Origin of the sequence: Streptomyces sp. TLI_105 (assembly GCF_900105415.1) — a bacterium.
Taxonomy (GTDB): Bacteria; Actinomycetota; Actinomycetes; order Streptomycetales; family Streptomycetaceae; genus Streptomyces.
Map to the genome: position 1 here is coordinate 1,445,523 of NZ_FNSM01000001.1, position 18,949 is coordinate 1,464,471.

At 73.1% G+C, this 18,949-nt stretch carries 16 protein-coding genes, 1 tRNA gene and 1 pseudogene; 7 read left to right on the plus strand and 11 right to left on the minus strand.

What is annotated here, in order from left to right; all coding sequences use genetic code 11:
* Nucleotides 1-71: 71 nt before the first annotated feature.
* From BLW86_RS06545 to BLW86_RS06555, 3 genes and pseudogenes are all read left to right on the plus strand, one after another.
* Nucleotides 72-3,026: an AfsR/SARP family transcriptional regulator gene (locus BLW86_RS06545; protein WP_093873131.1), complete on the plus strand. Its 2,955-nt coding sequence runs from the start codon at nucleotides 72-74 to the stop codon at nucleotides 3,024-3,026.
* Nucleotides 3,027-3,328: 302 nt separating this feature from the next.
* Nucleotides 3,329-3,718: pseudogene (locus tag BLW86_RS06550) on the plus strand (IS5 family transposase); the annotation flags it as partial.
* Between the two features lie 71 nt (nucleotides 3,719-3,789).
* On the plus strand, nucleotides 3,790-4,362 hold the full coding sequence (locus tag BLW86_RS06555; protein ID WP_093873132.1) for a tyrosine-type recombinase/integrase: 573 nt from the start codon (nucleotides 3,790-3,792) through the stop codon (nucleotides 4,360-4,362).
* Nucleotides 4,363-4,394: 32 nt separating this feature from the next.
* On the opposite strand, the gene BLW86_RS06560 is transcribed toward BLW86_RS06555, so the two are convergent.
* Nucleotides 4,395-4,468 (minus strand) — tRNA-Pro (locus BLW86_RS06560).
* Nucleotides 4,469-5,049: 581 nt separating this feature from the next.
* On the opposite strand from BLW86_RS06560, the gene BLW86_RS06565 reads away from it, so the two are divergent.
* A complete protein-coding gene (locus BLW86_RS06565; RefSeq protein WP_093873133.1) occupies nucleotides 5,050-6,258 on the plus strand; it encodes an acyl-CoA dehydrogenase family protein in 1,209 nt (402 codons plus the stop codon).
* A 78-nt stretch (nucleotides 6,259-6,336) separates the two neighbouring features.
* Here BLW86_RS06565 and BLW86_RS06570 read toward each other — a convergent pair whose 3' ends face one another.
* The 7 genes from BLW86_RS06570 to BLW86_RS41475 form a co-directional block, all read right to left on the minus strand.
* Complete coding sequence (locus BLW86_RS06570) at nucleotides 6,337-6,909, minus strand: GAF domain-containing protein (protein WP_093873134.1); 573 nt, start codon at nucleotides 6,907-6,909, stop codon at nucleotides 6,337-6,339.
* Nucleotides 6,906-7,529 carry a GTP-binding protein gene (locus tag BLW86_RS06575; RefSeq protein ID WP_093873135.1) on the minus strand — a complete coding sequence of 208 codons (624 nt, stop codon included), beginning with the start codon at nucleotides 7,527-7,529 and terminating at the stop codon, nucleotides 6,906-6,908. Before BLW86_RS06575 ends, BLW86_RS06570 begins: the two co-directional genes overlap by 4 nt.
* Nucleotides 7,507-7,878 carry a DUF742 domain-containing protein gene (locus BLW86_RS06580; RefSeq protein ID WP_093873136.1) on the minus strand — a complete coding sequence of 124 codons (372 nt, stop codon included), beginning with the start codon at nucleotides 7,876-7,878 and terminating at the stop codon, nucleotides 7,507-7,509. Before BLW86_RS06580 ends, BLW86_RS06575 begins: the two co-directional genes overlap by 23 nt.
* 2 nt (nucleotides 7,879-7,880) lie before the next feature.
* Complete coding sequence (locus tag BLW86_RS06585) at nucleotides 7,881-8,315, minus strand: roadblock/LC7 domain-containing protein (RefSeq protein WP_093873137.1); 435 nt, start codon at nucleotides 8,313-8,315, stop codon at nucleotides 7,881-7,883.
* Nucleotides 8,316-8,321: 6 nt separating this feature from the next.
* Nucleotides 8,322-10,346: an ATP-binding protein gene (locus BLW86_RS06590; protein ID WP_093873138.1), complete on the minus strand. Its 2,025-nt coding sequence runs from the start codon at nucleotides 10,344-10,346 to the stop codon at nucleotides 8,322-8,324.
* 577 nt (nucleotides 10,347-10,923) lie between these two features.
* Nucleotides 10,924-11,883: an NAD-dependent epimerase/dehydratase family protein gene (locus tag BLW86_RS41470; RefSeq protein WP_143060232.1), complete on the minus strand. Its 960-nt coding sequence runs from the start codon at nucleotides 11,881-11,883 to the stop codon at nucleotides 10,924-10,926.
* Entirely contained in the window at nucleotides 11,880-12,479 is a 600-nt protein-coding gene (locus tag BLW86_RS41475; protein ID WP_143060233.1) for a hypothetical protein, read from the minus strand. Before BLW86_RS41475 ends, BLW86_RS41470 begins: the two co-directional genes overlap by 4 nt.
* Before the next feature lie 100 nt (nucleotides 12,480-12,579).
* On the opposite strand from BLW86_RS41475, the gene BLW86_RS06600 reads away from it, so the two are divergent.
* Complete coding sequence (locus BLW86_RS06600; RefSeq protein WP_093873140.1) at nucleotides 12,580-13,269, plus strand: TetR/AcrR family transcriptional regulator; 690 nt, start codon at nucleotides 12,580-12,582, stop codon at nucleotides 13,267-13,269.
* A 330-nt stretch (nucleotides 13,270-13,599) separates the two neighbouring features.
* On the opposite strand, the gene BLW86_RS06605 is transcribed toward BLW86_RS06600, so the two are convergent.
* Nucleotides 13,600-14,802 (minus strand): MBL fold metallo-hydrolase, encoded by a 1,203-nt coding sequence (locus tag BLW86_RS06605; RefSeq protein ID WP_093873141.1) that lies wholly within the window; start codon nucleotides 14,800-14,802, stop codon nucleotides 13,600-13,602.
* 126 nt (nucleotides 14,803-14,928) lie between these two features.
* On the opposite strand from BLW86_RS06605, the gene BLW86_RS06610 reads away from it, so the two are divergent.
* Nucleotides 14,929-16,107: a Glu/Leu/Phe/Val dehydrogenase dimerization domain-containing protein gene (locus BLW86_RS06610; protein ID WP_093873142.1), complete on the plus strand. Its 1,179-nt coding sequence runs from the start codon at nucleotides 14,929-14,931 to the stop codon at nucleotides 16,105-16,107.
* Nucleotides 16,108-16,171: 64 nt separating this feature from the next.
* Complete coding sequence (locus tag BLW86_RS06615) at nucleotides 16,172-16,831, plus strand: TetR/AcrR family transcriptional regulator (protein WP_093873143.1); 660 nt, start codon at nucleotides 16,172-16,174, stop codon at nucleotides 16,829-16,831.
* Nucleotides 16,832-16,922: 91 nt separating this feature from the next.
* Here the strand turns inward: BLW86_RS06615 and BLW86_RS06620 are convergent, their stop codons facing one another.
* Both BLW86_RS06620 and BLW86_RS06625 read right to left on the minus strand, forming a co-directional pair.
* Entirely contained in the window at nucleotides 16,923-17,693 is a 771-nt protein-coding gene (locus BLW86_RS06620) for an SIMPL domain-containing protein (protein WP_093873144.1), read from the minus strand.
* Nucleotides 17,694-17,837: 144 nt separating this feature from the next.
* The gene (locus BLW86_RS06625) at nucleotides 17,838-18,932 is read right to left on the minus strand and encodes a DUF6745 domain-containing protein (RefSeq protein ID WP_177181578.1); all 1,095 of its coding nucleotides are present in this window, start codon (nucleotides 18,930-18,932) and stop codon (nucleotides 17,838-17,840) included.
* Between the last annotated feature and the right edge of the window lie 17 nt (nucleotides 18,933-18,949).

The window sequence follows — 18,949 nt, forward strand, 5'->3', positions numbered from 1 at the left end:
CCTGCCGGTTGATCTTGATACATTCCCGATGCTTCTTCTATGCACGCGCTGGTGACCCCGGGAGTAACGGCATGCGGTTCTCGATCCTCGGACCGGTGGAGGCCGTGGCTCCCGGATCCGATGCGCCCGCCTTGGCGCCCCGTCATCGCGCGGTGCTGGCCTATCTGCTGCTGCATGCGGGAGTGGCGATCAGTACGGATCGTCTGGTCGACGCGATGTGGGGGCCGCTGCCGCCGGATTCCGCCCGCGCGCAGATCCAGACCACGATCGCCGCGATCCGGCGGATGCTGCGTGCTTCGGGAGCCGACGGGATGCTGGCCACCCGGCCTGGCGGATACGTGATCACCCCCGAGCCGGGACAGCTCGACCTGGACGAGTTCACCAGCCTGATCGGCACGGCACCGGCCGCCTCCGACGACCCGGGAGACGCCGCGGACCGGATACGTTCCGGGCTGGCGCTGTGGCGGGGAGAGCCGCTGGCCGACATCACCGCCGACTACGTCCAGGGCGCCCGAGCGCGTCTCAACGGACAACTGCTCACCGCCGTCGAGCGCCTGGCCGAGCTGGAGCTGGCCCGGGGCCGGCACGAGGCCCTCATCGACGAGCTCTCCGTCCACGCGGCGGCGCACCCCCTGCGGGAGCGGCTGTGCTGTCAGCTGATGCTCGCGCTGCACCGCGCCGGGCGCCAGACCGACGCGTTGGAGGTGGCACGTACCTTCCGAGCGACCCTGGCCGAGCAGCAGGGACTGGACCCCGGCCATGCGTTCGGCAAGCTCGAACAGGACATCCTGCGGGACGCTCCCGATCTACGGCCGCCGGTCGCCGCGCCCCCGGCGAGGCCACAGGGGGTCAACTTCCTTCCGTACGACGTCCCGGACTTCACCGGTCGGGAGGGCGAGCTGGACGGGCTGATCCGCCTGTGGTCGGGCGACAACGGCGCTGTCGTGACGATTTCGGCGATCGACGGGATGGCTGGTGTCGGCAAGACGACCCTCGCGGTCCACGCGGGGCACCGCCTGGCGGACCGCTTCCCGGACGGGCAGCTCTTCGTCGACCTGCAGGCGCACACCGCCGGCCAGGCGCCGCTCGACGCCGGTGCCGCGCTCGAAGTCCTCCTCGGTCAACTCGGCGTGCCCGCAGCCCACATACCCGCGTCGGTCGCCGATCGCGCCGCGCTGTGGCGGGCCGAGCTCTCCGGCCGGCGCGTGCTGGCGGTCCTCGACAACGCCCTCGGCGCGGAGCAGGTACGCCCGTTGCTGCCCGGGGCCTCCCGCGCGCTCGTCCTGATCACCAGCCGCCGACGGCTGACCGACCTGGACGGGGCGCACGCCCTGTCCTTGGACGTGCTGCCTGCCGCGGACGCCATGGAGTTGTTTGCGTCGATCGTCGGCGAGCGAGCGGCCGCCGAACCGCTGGCCGTCCTCGATGTCCTGCAGTTGTGCGGGTTCCTGCCGCTGGCCGTCCGCATCGCCGCCGCCCGCCTGCACCATCGCCCCCGCTGGACCGTCGCCTACCTGGCCGGGCGGCTCCGCGACCAGCGCCGCAGACTCGCGGAGCTGGCCACCTCGGAGCGCGGAGTGGCGGCGGCGTTCACGCTGTCCTACCAGCAGCTGAGCGCGGATCAGCAGCGCATGTTCCGGCTCCTGGGGCTCCAGCCGGGCCGTGACATCGTCCCTGAGGCGGCCGCCGCGCTGGCCGACGTCTCCCTCGATGAGGCCGAGATACTCCTGGAAGACCTCCTGGACGCCCATGTCCTGGCCCAGCACCAGCTCGGCCGCTACACCTTCCACGACCTTCTGCGCGAGCACGCCCTCGCCACCGCGGCCGAACAGGAATCCCCCGACACCCGGCGCGAGGCCCTCGGCCGGGTGTTCCACCACTATCTCCACACCGCGAGCACGGCCATCGACCACCTCTACCCCGAGGGCAGGAACCGCAGGCCCCGCATCCCCGCGCCGGACAGCCCGGTCGCCAGTCCCCCGCAGGACGAGGCCGAGGCGATCACCTGGCTGGACAGCGAACGCGCGAACCTCATGGCAACCGCCCCGTACGCGGCCGAACACGACTGGCCCCTGCACACCAGCCAACTGGCCGCCACCTTGCACCGCTACCTGCTGGGCCACGCCCACCAGGCCGAGGCGTTGGCCCTCCACGGCTTGGCCCTCCAGGCCGGCCGCCGCAGCGGCGACACGGCTGCCGAAGCGCGCACCCTCATCGATCTCGGCGAAGTGCACTACTGGTGGCACGGCGACCACGAGCAGGCGGCCGAGCACTACCGCCAGGCCCTGGACCTCGCGCACGAGACCGGCGACCAGGGCGCCGCGGCCCGGGCCCTGCAGGGCCTCAGCACCGTCGCCCGGCGGCGGCGCGCGTACGACGAGGCTCACGACCACTGCACGCAGTCCCTCGTGCTCTTCCGCGAGCTCGGCGACCGCGCCGGCGAGGCCAGGTGCCTGACCGACCTCGGCCTCCTCCACGAACGCCGAGGACAGTACGAGGACGCCCACGAGCACCATCGGCAAGCGCTGCATGCCTACCGCGATGCGGGTTCCCGCATCGGCGAGACCATCGTCCTGAACAACCTCGGGCTCCTGTGCCAACAGCAGGGCCGCTACGAGGAGGCCCGGCGCCATCACAGCGATGCCCTGGAGCTGAGCCGCAGGTTCGACTTCCCCGGAGACGAGGCCGAGTCGCTCAACGCCCTCGCGGAGGCCGCCCGCTCCCTGGGCAACCTGGCCCAGGCCGCGATCGAACACGACACCGCGCTGGCCCTCGCCCGCGAGTCCGGCTACCGGCCCGAGCAGGCCCGCGCCCACGACGGCCTGGCGCACGTCCACCGCGACCTGGGGCACATCGCCCTCGCCCACGACCACGCCCGACACGCCCTCGACCTGTACACCGCCCTCGCCGTCCCCGAAGCCGAGGAGATCCGCACCTTCCTCACCGAGCTACCGCCGACCGAGGGCTGTCCCGGCGGCATGGGCGGCGGCGGTCACGGCGCGACGGGCTCCATCCAGACGTCCTGACCGAGGTCCCGGCCCTCGGCCACGGGCCTCGGGCGACGGGAGTCCGCTGCGGACCAGCCGCAGCAGCGTGCCCTTCCGGCTCCGCCGCGACCGGGCCGACCAAGGCCGGGTCGCGGAAGTGAACTGGCGTCCGCCCGCAGAGCCGGGCCAGACTTTCCGGACACGCCCCCGGGGACGCCGCCTAGGCCGTGTTTTGAAAGTGCCTGGATCCCCTCGTCTTGCGCCGTGATGATCTCGGTGTGGGGCGAGGTGATCTTTCAGACGAGCAATGGTCGGTGCTGGAGCCGTTGTTGCCGGTTGCGGTGCTGGGCAGACCGTCGGTTGGCCGGAGGAGGCTGATCAACGGGATCCGGTGGCGGGTGCGGACCGGTGCTCCGTGGAGGGATCTGCCGTCGGAGTACGGGCCGTGGCAGACCGTCTATGAACTCTTCCGCCGCTGGCAGCGCGACGGCACGTGGCCTGCGCTGCTGACCGGGCTGCAGGCCCGGGCGGACGCGGCCGGGCTGATCACGTGGGAGGTCAACGTGGACTCCACGATCTGCCGGGCCCACCAACATGCCGCAGGTGCCCGCCGCGACGGACACGCTCAGAACGAGCCGCCGGGCGGCATCCATGTCGAGCCCGACGACCACGGCCTGGGCCGGTCCCGCGGCGGCTTCACCACGAAGATCCACCTGGCCTGCGAGCAAGGCCAGCGGCCGCTGTCCCTGCTGGTCACCGCAGGACAGCGTGGTGATAGCCTTCGAGCAGAGGCTGGGTCGCCATCTCGCCCCGCGTCGCCGCAGCCCTCCGCCGCCGGGCACGCTCGGCAGCCCGGACCTGCGGCGACCCCAGTGATCCGTTCGCGGGTCTGGTCTTCTGCCGACCCGAAGGCCGCCCGCTCGGACCGCACCTCGTGCTCGACCGGCTCCACCAGCTGTCCGAGGAAGCCGGCGTCCCCCGAGTCACCGTCCACGACCTGCGACACCTCGCCGCCACCATCACCATCACCGCCGGCGTCCCCCTCACCGTGGTCTCCAAGACGCTGCGGCACTCCACCCTGTCGACGACCGCGAACCTGTACAGCCAACTGACCCAACAGGCCGCGCACCAGGCCGTCGACACCATCGACCACGTCCTCAGCGGCGCCCAGCAGAAGGCCGACCGTACGGACCGGCCCGCGTGGCTGCGACCACCGCGCGACCACCTCCACCGCCTCCGCGAGGTCGTCGGCCGGCTCCGCTCCCCCACACCGCCCGCCTCCAGCGCTGCAGCCAATCAATCCCAGCCCGGGCGTGCGACCACACTGCGACCACCACGCTCCCGAACGCACGAAAGGCCGCCCTCTCATGGATGAGAGAACGGCCTCCGACCTGCGTTTCCGCACAGTCGGGACGACAGGATTTGAACCTGCGACCCCTTGACCCCCAGTCAAGTGCGCTACCAAGCTGCGCCACGTCCCGATACCCGTCTGACCTGGGGTTTCCCCTGGCCGAACGCGCATGAGAACAATACCGCACTTTCGCCGGTGGTCACGCACGCCTTTCCGGGGCTCGGGCTCGGGTGCGCGCCGGGTGGGTGGCGTTCACTCTCCGTGACGCGCCTCCGTGCCTCCGAGTGCGCCCGCGCACCCGCTCCTGCGAGGCGGAAGGGAGAGCCGAGGGGGCGAGGAAGGGCGCCGCCCGGGCAGGGAGAGGGGAGGGAGAGGTTCCGGAATACCTCCCCTCTGGGGAGGAAGCGTCTGATGTAGCGACATAGGTGGACGCATCATCCTGTGTAGGCATTTTCGTGGCCGTTGGCGTGTGGCAGAAAGACGACCATGGGGAAGGAGGTCCGGACCTGGGCGAGAGGGCCAAGACCACACGAAACACAGTCAGATCCAATCGTCAACCGCTCCTGTTTCGGACAAATTTCATGGCGATATTGATCCGTTCCGGAAAGATCAACACCATGAATGGGTCGGCCTGTTCGGGACGGGACCACTGCCGATGCTCCACCTGTTCGGACAACCCGCCGAGCAGGCGTTTCGCAGGTGAGGACTCGGATGGACAGCTACTTCAGCAGCCGACTGCATCATGAGCTCAGGGAGACGGTCCGCGAGTTCGCGGAGCGTGAGGTCCGGCCCCGGATAGCCGAGATGGAGGAGGCCCGGACGGTCCACCACGAGCTGTCCCGCAAGATCGCCGAGCAGGGCTGGCTGGGCGCGACAATCAGCCAGGAGTACGGCGGCATGGGTGCCGGCCACCTGGCCAAGACGATCATCATCGAGGAGCTCTCCCGGGTCAGCGGTGCCATGGGCGCCATGGTCCAGGCCTCCCAGCTGGGCACCGCCAAGATCGTCCACTTCGGCAGTGACGAGCAGCGGAAGACCTGGCTTCCGGAGATCGCCGCCGGCGCGTGCCTGCCGACCATCGCGGTCACCGAGCCCGAGTCCGGCGGTCACGTCCTCGGCATGAGCGCCAGCGCGGTCCGGGACGGCGACGACTACATCCTCAACGGCAGCAAGGTCTACGTGGGCAACAGCCACGTCGGCGACCTGCACGGTGTCGTGGTCAGGACCGGTCCGGGATCGAAGGGACTCACCGCCTTCCTGGTCGAATCCGATCGCCCTGGGTTCAGGACCGGTCCCCAGCAGCAGGCGATGGGCCTCCACGGCTTCAGCTTCGGTGAGCTGATCTTCGAGAACTGCCGGGTGCCGGCCGCCAACCGGCTCGGCGACGAGGGCGACGGTCTCGCCGTCGCGTACTCCTCCAGCGTGCTGTACGGACGGGCCAACCTCACCGCCGTCTCGCTCGGCATCCACCAGGCGATCCTGGAGGAGACCACGCGGTTCGCCTCCGAGCGCATCCGCTACGGAAAGCCGCTCCACGAGCTGCCCACGGTCAAGCTGAAGCTGGGGCAGATGCAGTCCCGGCTGATGACCGCCCGGCTGGCCGCGTACCACGCCGTGCACCTGCTCGACCAGGGGCTCTCCTGCGACACCGAGCTGATGAACGCCAAGCTCGTCAACGTCGAGTCGGCGATCGACTCCGGTCGCAACGCCATGGAGATCCACGCCGCCGCCGGCCTCTTCACGGACCGGGCCATCGAGCGTTACCTCCGGGACGCGCACCACATCTTCGCCCCGGCCGGCACCTCCGACATCCAGCTCCTGCGGCTGGCCGAGGTCGCCCTCGGCCAGGACAAGGGCAGCTGGTCGGAGCGCCTGTCCGAGCTGGTCCGCACGCCGGAGCCGGAGCTCGTGCGCGTCTGATCCTCACCCCCACGAGCCGGGAGCCCCGGTACGGCCGCTGCCGTACCGGGGCTCCCGGCTGTCGTCGGACGGTGACGGTCAGAACATGCCGTCCTCGCGGCGGTGGATCTGCTCCATGAGTTCCGCCGCCATCGCCTTGATCGTCTCCAGGCCGGCACGCCCCCACGGCCGGACGTCGGTGTCGACCACGCAGATGGTGCCGAGGGCGACACCGGTACGGTCGATCAGCGGCGCCCCCATGTAGGAACGGATGCCGATCTCGTCCACGACCGGGTTCCCCGCGAAGCGCGGGTAGTCGCAGACGTCCTCCAGGACGAGCGCCTTGCGCCGCACCACGACGTGCGGGCAGTAGCCGTGGTCGCGGGCCATGAAGCGGCCGACGCCGCCATTGCCCGCGGCGGCCGCGCCCAGGTCGCTGCCGGAGTGGGTGCCCTCGGGGGTGTGCAGCCCCGCGAAGAACTGCCGGTTCTCGTCGATGAAGTTGACCATCGAGAACGGGGCGCCCGTCACCTCGGCGAGCCGGTGGGCGAAGTCGTCGAACGCCGGGTCCGGCCGCTCCCCGAGACCGAGTTCGCGCAGCCGCTGCACGCGGGCGGGCGCCTCCTTGTCGATGGGGGTCAGCAGGAGGTGACCGGTCGGGTCGTAGGTCATGGCGTGGCTCCGTAGCTCGGCACGGTGTCCGGGATGGTGGTGAGCAGATGCTGGACGAGGGTCAGCAGGGTGCGGATGCCGGAGCTGGAGATCCGGGCGTCACAGGTGACGACCGGCACCTCCGGCTTGAGGTCGAGGGCGGCCCGTACCTCGTCCGGTTCGTAGCGGTAGGCGCCGTCGAACTCGTTGACCGCCACGATGAACTGGATGCCCCGCCGCTCGAAGAAGTCCACGGCGGAGAAGCACTCCTGGAGCCTGCGGGTGTCGGCCAGGACGACCGCCCCGAGCGCACCCTCGGAGAGCTCGTCCCACATGAACCAGAAGCGCTCCTGGCCCGGGGTGCCGAAGAGGTACAGGACGTGGCGGTCGTCGAGCGTGATGCGGCCGAAGTCCATGGCGACGGTGGTCGTGGTCTTGGACTCCACGCCCTCCAGGCTGTCGGTGGCCGCGCTGACCGAGGTGAGCAGCTCCTCGGTGCTCAGCGGTTCGATCTCGCTGACCGCGCCCACGAGGGTCGTCTTGCCGACGCCGAATCCGCCCGCCACCAGGATCTTCAGCGCGGTGGGGAAGGGGTCGGTCGCGAAACCGTCGTGGCGCTCAGAGCCGTTGTCGTAGGCCATCGAGCACTGCCTCCAGCAAGGAACGGTCGGTGGGATTGGCGTGGAAGCGGGGCGCCCGGGCGGTCAGCGCCCCGCAGTCCACGAGGTCGGAGAGCAGGACCTTGGTCACGACGGCCGGGAGCCGTAAGTGCGCCGCGATCTCGGCCACCGAGGTGGGTCCGTCGCACAGCCCGAGGGCCAGGCTGTGCTCGGGACCCATGTGAGCCTGGGGGCTCGAACCGGTCGCCATCACCATGGACAGCAGGTCCAGGGCGGTGGTGGGCTTGGTCCGGCCGCCGCTCACGGTGTACGGGCGGATCAGCCGCCCGGCCGCGTCGTCGAGCCAGGGTCCTTCCTGATGGGACGTCACGTCTACTGCCCGCGCCCGCCGACCACGCCGGCGGCCTGCCTGGCGGGGGTGACCAGGTACGGCCGGACGCTCTTGACGAGCATCGCCATCTCGTAGCCGAGGACGGCGGCGTCCGCCTCGCGCCCGGCGAGGACGGCCAGGCACGTGCCGGAGCCCGCGGTGGAGACGAACAGGAGGGTGGAGTCGAGCTCCACGACCACCTGGCGGACCTCGCCGCCGTCGCCGAAGCGGGCGCCCGCGCTGCGGCCGAGCGAGTACAGCCCGGAGGCGAGGGCCGCCATGTGGTCGGCGGCGTCGGGGTCGAGGCCGTGCACGGATTTCACGAGACCGTCGGAGGAGAGCAGGACGGCGTTGCGGGTGTACGGGACCCGCTGGACCAGACCGCTGAGCAGCCAGTCGAGGTCCGAGGAATGGCCGGTCGGCGCATTGCTCGCCATGGTGATCTACTCCTTGTGCGCGTCGCCAAGACGCAGCGATTCATGGGGGGCGGGCTGGGATTCGGCGAGGCCGATGCCGCGCTGGAACGCGGCCATCAGGCCCGGGTCGTGCAGGGCGTGCTCCTCGGTCTTGCGGGCCACGGGCTCGTCCCGCAGCTGCGGGACGATGTGCTCCTGTGCGCGCCTCTTGGGGAGCAGGGGCCTGCCGTCCTCCTCGGCACGGGGGGCCGGGGGGAGCGGCGAGAGCAGGTGGGCCGGCGGGCCGGCGGGGCCGGCGCCGGTCGGCCGGTCCGGTGTCGCGGGGGCGGCGCCGGGGTCTCCGTACCCGCTCGACCGCTCGCTCGTACGGAGGTACGGGTGCGAGCCGGGCAGGGGGGCCTCCTCGTGGCGGGCGGCGGCCCGCTCCGGGGAGGGCGAGGGCGCGGACTGCGGTACGGGAGTGGTGGGGGCCGCCCCGCTCATGCCGACCGCCCCGCTCATGCCGGTCGGCGCGGGTGCCTGAGCGTGGCCGGGGGCATGGCCCGTGACCTGCGCCGCGACCGGGGCCGGTGCCTGGTTCGGCAGGGGGGCCGGGGTCTGGGCCGGGGCGTGGCCCGGCACGGAGGCCGGCGCCTGGACCGGCGCCTGGACCGGCACGGAGGCCGGGGCGTGGCTCGGGGCCTGGGCCGGTGCCGTGACGGCGGCCGCGGGCCGGGCCTGCGGCTGCATCTGCACCTGGTCGGGCGGGATCGCCGCGGAACCGGCGGTCGCGGCGGTCTGGCGCTCGTGCTGCGCGAGGCCCTCGGGGTCGGAGCCGAGGAGGCCCTGCGGGAGGACGAGGACGGCCTGCACACCGCCGTAGATGTTGGACTGCAGGCGCACGGCGATGCCGTGCCGGCGGGCGAGCGCCGAGACGACGAAGAGTCCGATGCGGCCGTCCTGGAGCAGATGCGCGACGTTGACCTGGTCGGGGTCGGCGAGCAGGGCGTTCATCTTGTTCTGCTCGGTGACGGGCATGCCCAGGCCCCGGTCCTCGACCTCGATCGCGAGGCCCGCCGTGACGTACTGGGCGCGCAGCAGCACCGTGGTGTGCGGCGCGGAGAACAGCGTCGCGTTCTCGACGAGTTCGGCGAGGAGGTGGATGACGTCGGCCACGGCATGGCCCCGGAGCGTACCGTCGATCGGGGGTACGAGCTTCACGCGCGGGTACTGCTCGACCTCGGCGATCGAGGAGCGCAGCACCTCGGTCATGGTGACCGGGTTCGACCACTGGCGGCGGGAGATGGCGCCGCCGAGCACGGCGAGGTTCTCGGCGTGGCGGCGGATGCGGGTGGCCAGGTGGTCGACGTGGAACAGGCCCTTGAGCAGCTCCGGGTCCTCGACCTCGTTCTCCAGCTCGTCGAGGAGCTGGATCTCGCGGTGGACCAGGGACTGCAGGCGCCGGGCGAGGTTGACGAAGACCTCGACCTTCTGTTCGTTCCCGACGCTGCTGGAGAGCCGGGAGGCCTGCACGACGGCCGCCACGGCGGCCTCGTGGGAGCGGGTCAACTCCTGGGAGAGGAGGTCGAATTCGTCGCCGGACGCGGGGGCGGTCGGCTGTGCCGGCCGGGCCGGCGGAGCCTCTCCCCTGCGCAGCTGTTCGACGACCGCCCGGAGTTCGCTCTGGCCCCGGGCGCTGGTGCGGCGCAGGGAGTTGCAGCGGTCGAGGACGGCCTTGGCCGCCCGGTCGGCGCCGAGCGCGGCGGCCGTCACGGAGGCGATGGTGAGGGCGGCGGCGCCGGTGAGCGCGGCCCAGAGGCCGGGGCTCGGGCTGGCTCCCGTGGAGCGGATGGTGAAGAGGACGGCCGCCGCGCCGCCCAGGGCCACCGCGACGGCGGGGAGCACGGAGGTACGCAGGAGTTGGGGGCGTATGCGGGCTTCGGCGGGGAGCGGTGCGGAGGTCTGCGCCGGGGGGTTGCTGTGGGTACCGGTGGCGGAGCGGGCGCCTGGCCGGCCGTGCCGCCCGCCCTCGCGTCGATCGGACCGCGAGGCGGGTGCGCGAAGTTGAGACATGAGTGTCCTTGGTACGTGCCCAGGAATCGGCGTACTGCGGGGGTGTTCTGCAGGGGGTGTACGGGGGAGGTGTTCTACAGACGTTCGATGAGCCTACCGATGATCATCAGCCACACACTGTAGTCGTCAACCGTTCATGTGCGGTGCGCAGTTGACAAACTTACCCGTAGACCGGCCCGCTCTGGTATCGACCCTCGCACGACCGGCCGAGAATGATCGGCCGAAAGTCGACGACATGGCTGGACGGAGGCGCCGAGGAGCGGGAACGGAAGGGTCCGAAGGCACCCCCGCACCCTCGCTCCCGGCGGAAATCGCCCCCTACCGGAATCCCCCGGAGGCGACGTGGCTCCTCGGCCGGTACTCGTCCCCTCCACGGGGCGAGCGCGACCTCCGATCCGCCCCGCCCGCACCCCCGCCGGACTCCCGGGCACCCCTCCGCCCACGGATCGCCGACGTCTCCACGCTCCGGATCCGGGCGGGCGGTGACGGTCGGTGAGAGCCGAAGCCCGGTGGCGCACCGCCGCCGTGGAGCCGCGCGGGCAGGTCTCCCCCGGGCCGTCGGTGACGGTCGCGTGGGTCACTTTCCGAGGGCGCGACAGGCCGCCGCCGTCCGCTCCAGCGCCTCCTCGACGGGGGTGGCGACGGCGCCCAGCCGGTCCCGGACGAGGCTGGAGTCGACCACGAACGGTTCGGCGAACTCGTACCGCATCTCGATGAGTTCGCGCACCGTGCGGTTCACCGCGCCCAGCGCGTACAGGGCGGACGTCGGCATCCGACGCAGCCGGGCGGCGCCGGGACGGCCGGTGGCGCGGTGGGCCAGGTCGACGAGCTCGCGGGTGGTGCGGGTGTGCGGGTCGTTGGGGAGGTGCCAGACGCGGCCCGGGGCGTCGGGGTGGCGGCCGAGGAGGGCGAGCGCCTCCCCGATGTCGGGGATGAAGGTGTACGTGTGCGGCTGGTCCGGATCGCCGAGGACGGTGGCGGTGCGGCCGGCCAAGAGGGCCGGGAAGACCAGGTCGCCGAGGTTGGACTGGGCGCCGCCGCGCGGCCCGAAGTAGTCGGAGGCGCGGCCGATCGCCACCTCCACGCGCCCGGCCTCGTGCGCGGCGAGCAGGTCCCGGGCCATCCGGCCCCGGAGCCGGCCCTTGCGGGTGGTCGCGGCGTCGGGGGTCTCTTCGGTGAAGGGGCGGCCCCCGGGCGGCCCGTAGCTGTAGACGTTGTCCATCGAGACCATGCGGGCACCGGCCGCCTCGGCCGCGGCGAGCACGCCGGCCTGGAGCGCGGGGAACTCCTGCCGCCAGCGGTGGTACGGCGGGTTGAGCGCCTGGTAGACGACGGCGGCGCCGGCCGCGACGGCGGTGGTGAACGCGGGATCGGCCGCGTCCCCGGCGACCACCTCGACGCCGTCGGGGACGTCCGCGCGGCCGGACCGGTTGACGATCCGGACGGACTCCCCTTGGCGGACCAGCGCCTCGGCGACGGCCGTGCCCACGGCGCCGGAGCCGAAGACCACGTGACGGGGGGTGGTGGTGTGCTTCATGCGCCGACCTCGCGAAGGGAGTTCGAGCCGGTGACCCGGCTGGGAGCGGTGGGAGGCAGGAGTCGGTGGAGCAGGACGCCGGAGAAGGCGGAGAAGGTGAGGGCGCCGGTGGCGCCGAAGACGGTGAACCGTGCGTCCACGCCGACTCCGGCGAGGGTGGTCACCGTCCAGCCCGCCGCCCACAGGACCGGCATCGCCGCCGCCCAGAGCCACGGCAGGCGGGCGGCGGACGGCAGGGCGCGGGCCTGGGCCGCGCCGAGCAGAACGCCTTCGACGGCACCCATGAGCGCCAGAGAACCGAGATCGGTCCGGTGGCCGACCAGGGCGGCGCCGAGCAGGAGTCCGAGCCCGCCGCCGACCGCGGTGGCCGCGGACCAGCGCGGCGGGCTCAGTCGGCCGGAGGAGACGAGCGCCTGCCCGGCGCCGATCACCGCCCCCGTCACGACCCCGCCCACCAGGGCGCTCATCGCGTCGTCGACCGGACCGGCCGCCGCGCGGCCGGCGAGCCCGGCGATGGGGAACGCCAGGAAACCGGCCGTCCATCGGATCCAGGCGCGTAAGGCGGGGCGCCTGGGGCCCCGGAGGGAGACGCGCACAGGGATCACCTCCAATTTCTGTACGGTGTGCAATTAATGTACGCCGTGCAAAAATAACTCGTCAAGGCATTCGAGTGAGGGCGGGCGAGGAGGCGTACGGATGGCACAGGACACGCCGCCGGCGAAGCGGGGCCGGAAGCGGGCGGTCCGCGAGGACGAGGTCGTCGCGGCGGCCATACGACTGCTCGGCGCCCGTGGCGCCGACGCGGTGAGCATCCGGGGGATCGCCGCCGAGCTGGGACTCGCGCCGAACGCCGTCTACACGTACTTCCCGGACCGGGCCGCGGTGGTGCGCGCGGTCGTCGAGCACCTGCTCGGCGAGGCCGACCTCGCGGCCCTCGCCGCCCGCGACACGCCCTGGCGGGACCGCGTCCACATGCTCGCCGCCGACCTGCGACGCCGCCTGCTCGCCCATCCGGGAGCGGTCCACCTGCTGCTCTCCGGCCCGATGGACGGCCCCCACGCCCTCGCGCTCGGCGAAGCCCTCCTCACGGTCCTCGCGGACGCCGGCCTCGACCCCACGGAGGCGGCCCGTGCCTCGTACCTGCTGATCGTCCAGGTCCTCGGGGCGATCGCCCTGGAAGCCGCCGAACTCCCCTCGCCCGCCCCGGCCCCGCCGATCGCCGAGCGGGTCGCGGCCCGCCGGGAGCAGCTCCGCACCGTCCCCGCCGACCGCTACCCGCGCACGGCCGAGGCGGCGGACACGATCGCGCGGTTCGTCTCCGACGAGCAGTACGCGTGGGGGCTCGACCGGGTCCTGGACGGCATCGCGGCCCGAGCGGAGGGCTGAAGCCCCTCGCCTCCGTCCACCGACGGACACCCGTGCCTCGCGAGGCGCACGCCGACGACCGGGCCCACAGCCCTCGGCACGAGTCCGTCCGACCTGCGGGTCAGCGGAGGCGGTCGCGAGGGCGGCGCGGGCGGGCGGGCGGGCGGGCGGGCGGGCGGGCGGGCGGGCGGGCGGGCGGGCGACGAACTGTGCCGCCGCTTCACGGTCGTGGACAGGACCTGCCCCACGCCGACACAGCGGCCCGGGGGACAGGTCCAGCCGGACGCGCCCTCCGGGCGGGAGGCGGTCCGGCAAGTCGTACGGCCGGGGCGGGGTTCGCCCCGGCCGGTCTCAGCGGTCGCCCGCGAGGTCCAGGTCGTCGCTGCGCGTCCCCTCGGCCGTGACCTCGACGCTCCGGGGGCGGCGCCAGGGGTACGTGATCGGGTGGGAGAGCTTCCGCCACCACGACTCCCCGGGCAGCTTCCCCGCGGGCTCGAACGGCTCGCCGGGGCGGGGGAACGCCACCGCCTGGCCGGCCTCCTCGGCCGCGTCCTTCGTCCACTCCCCCGGCTCCGCCCAGGCGTGCGGGGCGAGGTTGAAGGTGCCCCAGTGGATCGGCAGCAGCACACCGCCCGGAGCCCCGCCCTGGAGGTCCAGGTGGGCCCGCATGCCCTCGGCGGGAGTCATGTGGATGTCGGTCCAGAACTCCGAGTAGGCGCCGATCTGGATCATGGTGGCGTCGAAGGGCCCATGGGCGGCACCGATGTCCTTGAAGCCGGAGAAGTAGCCGGTGTCGCCGCTGTGGAAGATCCGGTGGGCCGGACCCCGCACCACCCAGGAGGCCCAGAGCGTGTGCTGCTTGTTGCGCAGGCCGCGGCCGCAGAAGTGCCGGGCCGGGGTGGCCGTGAGCCGGAGCTCGCCGACCTCGGTGGACTCGTTCCAGTCCAGCTCGCGCAGGCGGGAGGCGGGCACGCCCCAGCGTTCGAGGTGCGCGCCGACGCCGAGCGGCACCGCGAAGAGCGTGTCCGTGGTGGCCAGTGCCTTGATCGTCGGCAGGTCGAGGTGGTCGTAGTGGTCGTGCGAGATCACGACGACGTCGACCGGGCCGAGCTCGGCGAGCGGCACGGGCACCGGGTGGAGCCGCTTGGGGCCGGCGAAGGGGAACGGGGAGCAGCGGTCGCCCCAGACCGGGTCGAAGAGGACCCGGTGGCCGTCGATCTCCACGAGGACGCCGGAGTGCCCCATCCAGGTCAGACGCAGGCCGGTGGCCGGAGGCCTGGCCAGGTCGGCGAGGGTGGTGGGGTGGACGGGGATCGCGCCGGTGGGGGTTCGGCGCGCGCGTCCTTCCTTCTCGAAGTAGATCTTGGCGAACTCGATGCCGGACCCGGAGGGGCCGCGTCGCGCCGGTTCGGGGTTCTGGAAGATCCCGTCCGCGAAGTTCGGCGAGCGGCGGATCCGGGCGAGACGCGCACCCGTGGGTTCCGCGCCGAAGGACTCGGGGCGCAGCTCGCGCAGCCGGGCCCGTGGCGAACGGTCGGAGCCGGTACCGGTCACAGGACCTCCTGATCTCTGGGGGTCGTTCCATTATGGGCGGCCCGCTCCGGAGACGGCCGGGCCGGTCCGCCATACTGAACCGTCATTCAGCATGATCCCGTCCTTCCCCGACCTGGAGACTCCTCTGTGAACACCGCTCCCCTGCTGTCCGTCGGCTGGACCGACCACGTGACCGGGCGCCGGGGCCACCTGGTGGTCGACCGGCTGGTGCGCGGGGTGGCCAGCGGCGGCCTGCGGATGCGGGAGGGGTGCACGGCGGAGGAGGTCGCCGGGCTCGCCCGCGGCATGACCATGAAGGAGGCCCTGCACTACGACCCGTCCGCCCGGTACGTGCCGCTGGGCGGCGCCAAGGGCGGCATCGACTGCGACCCCCGCTCCCCCGAGGCGTACGGCGTGCTCGTGCGCTACCTGCGTGCCATGCGGCCGTACGTCGAGCGGTTCTGGACCACCGGCGAGGACCTCGGGCTCACCCAGGACCTGGTGGACCGAGCGGTGGCCGAGGCCGGGCTCGTCTCCTCCGTGCAGGCCGTGTACCCGCTCCTGGAGGACGAGGCGGAGGCCCGGAAGCGGCTCGCCGACGCCTTCGCCGTCGAAGTGGACGGCATCGGGCTCGACGAACTGGTCGGCGGCCTCGGGGTCGCCGAGTCCGTGCTCGTCGCCCTCGACCGGGCCGGCCGGCCGTACGCGGGGACCCGGGTGTCCGTGCAGGGCCTCGGCACGATGGGCGGGGCGACCGCCCGCTTCCTGGCCCGGGCCGGACTGCGGATCGTGGCCGTCGCCGACGTCCGGGGCACGATCGTGAACCCCGCCGGCCTCGACGTCGAGGCGCTGCTCGCCGCCCGGGACGCCCACGGTGCCGTCGACCGCTCCGCGCTGCGTCCCGGCGACCGCGAGGAGCCCGGGGACGCCTGGCTCTCCGCCGACGTCGAGGTCCTCGTCCCCGCCGCCGTCTCGTACGCGATCGCCCCCGCGAACCAGGGCCGGATCACCGCACGCTGGATCGCCGAGGCGGCCAACATGCCGGTCCTTCCGGAGGCCGAGGAGGCACTCGCCGCGCGCGGGGTGACCGTGCTGCCGGACGTGGTCGTGAACTCCTGCACCAACGCCTGGTGGTGGTGGACGCTCTTCGGCGACATCGAGGCCGACGCCGGTCAGGCCTTCGACCGCGTACGGCGGGCCATGCGGACGCTCGTCGGCGGGATGCTCGACCGGGCGGAGGCGGACGGCGTCAGTCCGCGCGCCGCCGCGCACGCGCTGGTGGAAGAGCGACTGCCGGTGATCGCCGAGCGCTACGGCTGGTACTGAACCGGTCACGCGCCGGGGCCGTTGACGATCATGCTCTTGTCATGTGCTGTGTAGGCTGCACGACGTGGCGAGAGTGCGGTTGAGCGTGGCCGAGCGACGGGACGAACTGCTGAGGGCAGCCGTCGAGCAGATCGAGGCGCGCGGCGTCGCGGCCGTCCGGATCTCCGACGTCGCCACCGCGCTCGGCGTCAGCAACGCGCTCGTGCTCTACCACTTCTCGTCGAAGGAACAACTGGTCGCCGCCGCCTTCGCCCACGCCGCCGAGACCGACCTCGCCCAGCTGCGGCGGCTGCTCGGGCGGCGCTCCACGGCGGTGCGACGACTGCGGGCCGCGGTGCGCTGGTACGCCCCGACCGGCCAGGCCAAGGGCTGGCGGCTGTGGATCGAGGGCTGGGCCGTCTCGCTCCGCGACCCGGAGCTGCGCCGGGTCGCCGCCTCCCTCGACCAGGAGTGGAAGGCGGCGCTGACCCGGGTGATCGAGGAGGGGGCCGCCGCAGGGGAGTTCCGCTGCGCGGACCCCGCGGCGGCGGCCTGGCGGCTCACCGCCTTCCTCGACGGCCTCGCCGTCCAGACGACGGCCTACGCCGGCTCCCTCTCGCGCACCACGATGCTCCGCTGGGCGGACACGGCCCTCGCCCGTGAACTGAAGCTCCCGGACCAGGACGTGGCGGCCTCGGACCGGGACGTGGCGGCCCCGGACCGGGATGCCGGGGCCGGGGCCTAGGCGTCGGTCGCGGTCGGGCTCGCACGGGTCCAGCGGTCGACGCCGCGAAGCCCCGTCCCGGCCGTCCTCCCCATCAGATCAGCTCGTACCCTCAGATCAGCTCGTAGACCGCCGAGACCGTGACCTGCTCCTCGATCTCGCCCGGCGCCAGGGGAACGGTCGGTTCGTCCGCCGAGACTTCGGGGGCCGCGCCGGGGCCGGGGCGTACGGACTCGCCCTCGCTCAGCGAGACGAGCCTGCCGAGTCGGTGGCCGCTGAGCCGGGCGTGCTGCACGGCCTTGTCGTACGCGTCCTGGTACGCGGCCTCGCGGGCCTTAGCGCGCAGCGCGGACGGGTCGGCGACGTCGAAGACGACGCCGTTGATCCGGCCCGCGTCCTTCTTGGCGTCGTTGACCGCGCCGATGACCTGGCCGGTCCTGTCGAGGTCGCGGACCTTCACGGAGAAGGACTGGCCCGCCTGATAGCCGGTCACCTTGCTTTCCCCGTCCTTGTTCTGGGTGTAGACCGGGGCGAGCGAGAGGTTGTCGGTGCGGATGTCCCGGTCGGCGATCCCCTGTCTGTGCAGCACGTCGAGCACCGTCTCGGCGGCGGTGGTCTGTGCCGCCATCGCCTCCTTCGCCGTCGGGCGGGTGGCCTCGACCCCGACGGACAGGATCGCCAGGTCGGGCGCGGCGGACGCGCGGCCGTTGCCCGTGACGGTGACTGTGGCCGGGGCGGTCTCCCGGGCGGTGGTGCGGAGGGCGGTCCGCTCGGGCGCGGCGGCCAGGGCGGGGGCCGCGGTGCCGGCGAGGAGGCCACCGAGCACGGCGGTGGCGGCGAGCAGACGGGCGGTGCGGGTGGCGCTGGGCCGGCGGATCGTCACAGGCGGTCCCTTCGGGGGGTGTGGGTGCCGGGGCTCCGGCGGGCACATCCCAGCACCCGGCGCCGCCGCCTCCCGCGCGCCACTCCTGACCGGCGGCTCCCTTCACCTCTCCGCACCAACCGTGGCCGGGTCCCGGGCGTGCGCTCAGGTCTGGACGAGCGGCTCGTACTCCTCGGGCCGCAGGCCGAAGGTCCAGGCGACGCCCTCCCGCGCGGTCCGGGTCCTGGGCGGCACCCGCAGCCAGTACGTGCGGTGGGTGCCGTCCGGCTCGGGCGTGGAGTTGACGACCTCGACCATCACGACGTCCTCGTCGTCGGCGAGTTCGATCCGCCAGAGGACGCCCGTCTCGTCGCTGTGCTCGTGCCGGGCCCCGGAGGCGGCGAGGTAGCGGTCGTAGCCGTAGTACTCCAGCATCACGCGCCGCAGTTCGGCGTTCTCCTCCTTGCGTATCCGCTCGGGGGTGAGGTCGGTGAGACCGGCGAGGAACTCGGCGGAGACCCGCATGCCCCGCCAGGCGTGGAGGGCGAACCCGTCGCGGAAGGCGAGCGCGGGGCCGTCGCCCCGGTCGAGGCGTCCGGCCTCGTCCCGGTGGAGTTCGACGGGCCGCTCGCAGAGCACGACGGCGTTCTCGTACGGCCACCACCAGCCGGCGTGCTCGGCGACGGCGGAGAGTCCCGCGAGCCGTACGCCGTGTCCGTCGAAGGCGGCGAGCCAGGCGGCGTCGTGCTGGCCGAGCACCGCGTCGAGCAGCACGAGACGGACGTCGCCCTCCATGGCACCCTCCCCGCCCTTCCTCTCCGCCTCCTCGACGGCCTCCGCCCGCTCGAAGGCCCCCGCCGCCTCGACGGCCTCCGTCTCCTCGAAAGCCTCCGTCGCCGCGGCGCGTATCCGGTCGACGAGGGCCCGCGTGAGGTCCCAGAGCGGCGCCCCGGTCGCCTGCCAGTGGGCCGCCCAGCCGGCCGGGCCGAGCGCGTCGTGGAGGCGGCGGCGCTCCTCGGCCCACGGGCGGGTGCGCACCTCGTCCCGTACCGAACGGCCCGTGTCCGTCAGGCCCTGGAGGAGCGTGACGGCCGCGAGCGGCGAGTCCGCCCAGAGGATCCGCTCCGGCTCGGCGAGGCCCGCCGAGCGGTAGGCGAGCCGGACGCCGGCCTCGGCGGCGGCGCGGTCGGCGGGCCCGGTGGCGGCGGCGACGGCCCGCCATCTGTCGGTGGCGGTGTGGTTCATCTCGGTGTCCCCCATGTCCTTACCTGCTTCTC